The 3,204-nt window shown below is 66.1% G+C and carries 4 protein-coding genes; 1 reads left to right on the plus strand and 3 read right to left on the minus strand.

Features of this window, described 5'->3' with window-relative positions; all coding sequences use genetic code 11:
• Positions 1–759, plus strand: a 759-nt coding sequence (locus tag ACZ3ZD_RS32220) for a DUF5753 domain-containing protein (RefSeq protein WP_467405217.1), incomplete at its 5' end; no start/stop codon positions are given.
• A gap of 15 nt (positions 760–774) precedes the next feature.
• On the opposite strand, the gene ACZ3ZD_RS32225 is transcribed toward ACZ3ZD_RS32220, so the two are convergent.
• The 3 genes from ACZ3ZD_RS32225 to ACZ3ZD_RS32235 form a co-directional block, all read right to left on the minus strand.
• The gene (locus tag ACZ3ZD_RS32225) at positions 775–1,578 is read right to left on the minus strand and encodes an SAM-dependent methyltransferase (protein WP_467405220.1); all 804 of its coding nucleotides are present in this window, start codon (positions 1,576–1,578) and stop codon (positions 775–777) included.
• A 98-nt stretch (positions 1,579–1,676) separates the two neighbouring features.
• Complete coding sequence (locus ACZ3ZD_RS32230; RefSeq protein WP_467405222.1) at positions 1,677–2,072, minus strand: hypothetical protein; 396 nt, start codon at positions 2,070–2,072, stop codon at positions 1,677–1,679.
• 86 nt (positions 2,073–2,158) lie between these two features.
• Positions 2,159–3,204, minus strand: a 1,046-nt coding sequence (locus ACZ3ZD_RS32235) for a helix-turn-helix domain-containing protein (protein WP_467405225.1), incomplete at its 5' end; no start/stop codon positions are given.

The following is a 3,204-nucleotide window of genomic DNA, read 5'->3' on the forward strand; positions in this document are numbered from 1 at the left end:
TCCCCATCCACCATCAGCCGCATGGAGACCGGACTCGCATCGCTCAAGCCCACAGAGGTGCAGCGCCTTCTGGACGAGTACGGTGTGCGCGACCCGGCGGAACGCTGGCGGATCACCGTCCTGGTGAACGAGGCGGCAAAGCCCGAAGCGTGGCAGCCCTACGCTCATGCCGTACCGAACAGCCTACGACCGCTGCTGGCGATGGAGCCGGCTGCCCGGCGCATCGTCTCCTACGAGCCGCAGCTGGTGCCGGGCTGGCTGCAGACCGAGGAGTACGCCCGGATCGTGATCCGGGCGTCCCACCCGACCATGCCGGCCAAGGAGATCGAGGAACGCGTCCGGCTTCGATGCGCTCGCATCGAGATGCTGCGCCGCAAGGTGGATCCGCCGACCCTGCTCGCTGTAATGGACTCCGAAGTCTTCCGGCGCCAGGTCGGCACTCCGGGCGTCATGTACCGGCAGATCACGTACCTGCTCAAGCTCCTGGAGGAGCTGCCCTACCGGCTCCGCCTGCATATCGCCCCTCTGTCGGTGGGAGCCGTCGGCGCGATCGGGCACCCGATCGTGCACCTGCGGTTCTTCGCTCCCGAGTACCTTCCCGACATGGTGTACCTGGAGCAATACGAGGGGGCCGTCTACCGCGAGAAGCCCTCGGACTCGGAGCGGTACCAGGCTGTACTGAACAACCTGTGCGGTGTGGCAACTCCTGCAGACCGGACAGCGTCACTGCTGCAGGAGGCACTCGACACCTGGCGCTGACAACCGCGTCCCTGCTTATCGCCGCACGAAGCCCACGCCCCCGTATTCCTCCCACTCCCATGACAGCTGCCGGGGGACATCGTCGTTCTGCGGCCGCCAAGCCGAGACTTCCGTCAGTCCCGGCTCCACGAGGTCCAGCGGTGCGCAGAAGGCCGCGACGTGGGCCTTCTCGCGGACGCGACCCCAGTGTCCCTGGGTCTGCGTGTCCATGAACTCTGTGACGAAATCACGGACCTCTTCGGAGTCGCTGACGAGTTGACAGACGACCATCATGCTGCCCGATGGAAGCCTGTCGGCGACGCGCGCGATCAGGTCACCGGGCCGGCTGTCGTCCGGGATGCAGTGCAGCACGGAGACAAACAGCGCGGCCACCGGCTCGTGTGGGTCGATGAGACGGCGTACGGGCTCGCTGGCGAAGATGGCGTCCGTGTCGCGTATGTCGGCTTGCAGTACCGCAGTGCGTTCGTTGCTCTCCAGTAGAGCGCCGCCCATGGTGTGGACGATGGGGTCGTTGTCGACGTACACCACCCGGCATGCCGGATCGACGCGTTGCGCGACCTCATGCACATTGTCCTGGGTGGGCAGGCCTGAGCCGTGGTCGATGAACTGGCGGATTCCGTAGTCGGTTGCCAGGGTGCGCACCACTCTGCGCAAAAACTGCCGGTTATTCAAGGCGAGTTCACGCATGCTAGGGACTTGCTTGAGCAGTTCGTCGCAGGCGGACCGGTCCGCCGGATAGTTGTCCTTGCCGCCCAAGAGGCTGTCGTACATCCGGGCTACACTCGGAATCGAGACGTCCACTCCGTACGGCAGATTCACCCGTACCCCCTCCGGCCTCAGTGCGAGACGTCATCTGACGCTGTGACAGCACAGTGTATGAGATGGGTCACACCGGAGCGCCGTAAAGTGGCCAGTTGTCACCCCTTCGGTGCCCCAGCGGAAGGCAACAACCCGGACACGTCTTCAAGCGGTATGCCCAGCAGCTCCGCAACGCGTTCCGAACTGAGCTCCAGCCTGCGGTGCAGCACCTGTGCCTCCAGATGAAGCGAGCGCACAGGCTGACGCAATGGGCAAGAGTCAACACGCCTGTCGAGCACTTGGCCGATGTGGTCATGAAGGATGTCCCAGGCGACAGCGGCCGGCCCGGAGCTGCCCAAGACCACGGTCCACGACACCGCGAGCTCGGTGAAGGCCGCCGCAACAGCTTCCTCCGCCGCGCCGTACTGGCCGATCCGCAATGCCGCGTACTGCAGGTAAGACTCGTAATGGCGTTCACGGAAAGCCGCGAAGGCAGCCAGCGCAGAGCGTTCCACCCGCAGGCTGCCGTGACGCAGTCCTGCTGTACGGCCTGTGTCCGTGCGGTTCTGGGGGGTGCTGCTGCCGGACGCTATACGGGCCATCACTGTGCCGTTTCCGGCGAGGCGATGTGCGTGGTGCCGTCTGGCAGACCCGGGTCGTCGACCATTAGAAACGCGTAATGCACCGCTTCCCACAGCGGTTTGACTTCCGAGGGCCGGCCGCCCAGAGCGCACACCAGCGCGGACAGCGCCTCCCACTCCGGAACGTCACGGCCTGACAGCACGAGCCGAGCCTCTTTGGCGCTCACCGCCCCGCCGCTCAGTACTTCAATCTCTTCAGGCCCGGGCGCTTTCGCGGCGCGGTGCAGCCCGCGCACCGTGGCATGCAACTGCTCGATAGCAGCGGGGGCAGGCTGCCGCTGCGGCGCCGTCATCCCATGAGCTGCTTCGAACAGCACCCTCAACTCGGCCGGGTCGTAGTCGAGGATATTGCTCAGCGCGCACACCAGGTCCCAGGTCGGAAGCCGGTCCCCGGAAAGGACCCGGGAGATGAACGACGGCGACAGCATGGCCAGGTCGGCCACCTCACGGATGGTCTTGCCGCTTGCGGCCTGTAGGTGCGTCAGTGCCGACGCCAACTGGGCCACCGGTCCGGCCGCCTCTCTCTTGTCGCCGGCCGCGCTCTCCGGCCCCTCCGCGCCTGTGGCCCGCGCTGTGCGCCACCGAGTGGGAGCTGCCTGTTTGTCGTTTGTATGCAAAACCATCATCCGGGCGACCCGCTCTGGTCCCCACCGGGCTCGGGCCGTCTCCGGCGCGACATGCGCGGCCTGGGCCACGCTCTCCCATTTCTCACCTCGGTGCCGGGCGTCTTGCACCGCAGCAGCGGTGTAGATATCCAGCTCCCTTCGGATCGCCTCAGCGCGCTCAAGCAGTGTGCCCAGTTCCTCCTGGCGCATCTCGCTGTCCACGAGCTGCCCGGCCAGCCGATGGACTTCCGCAGCAACTGCACTGCCCAACGGGCCTTGTTGCTCAACGGTTTTCGCCCGTTTGTTCTGCCGCTGCCTTTGCGCTCGGCGGCGGCAAGCGATGCTGCAGTACTGGCGCCGCCGCCCGGCACCTTCCTTCTGCACCACCGGGTCGGAACAGT

It is taken from the genome of Streptomyces sp. NPDC023481 (genome assembly GCF_055560195.1).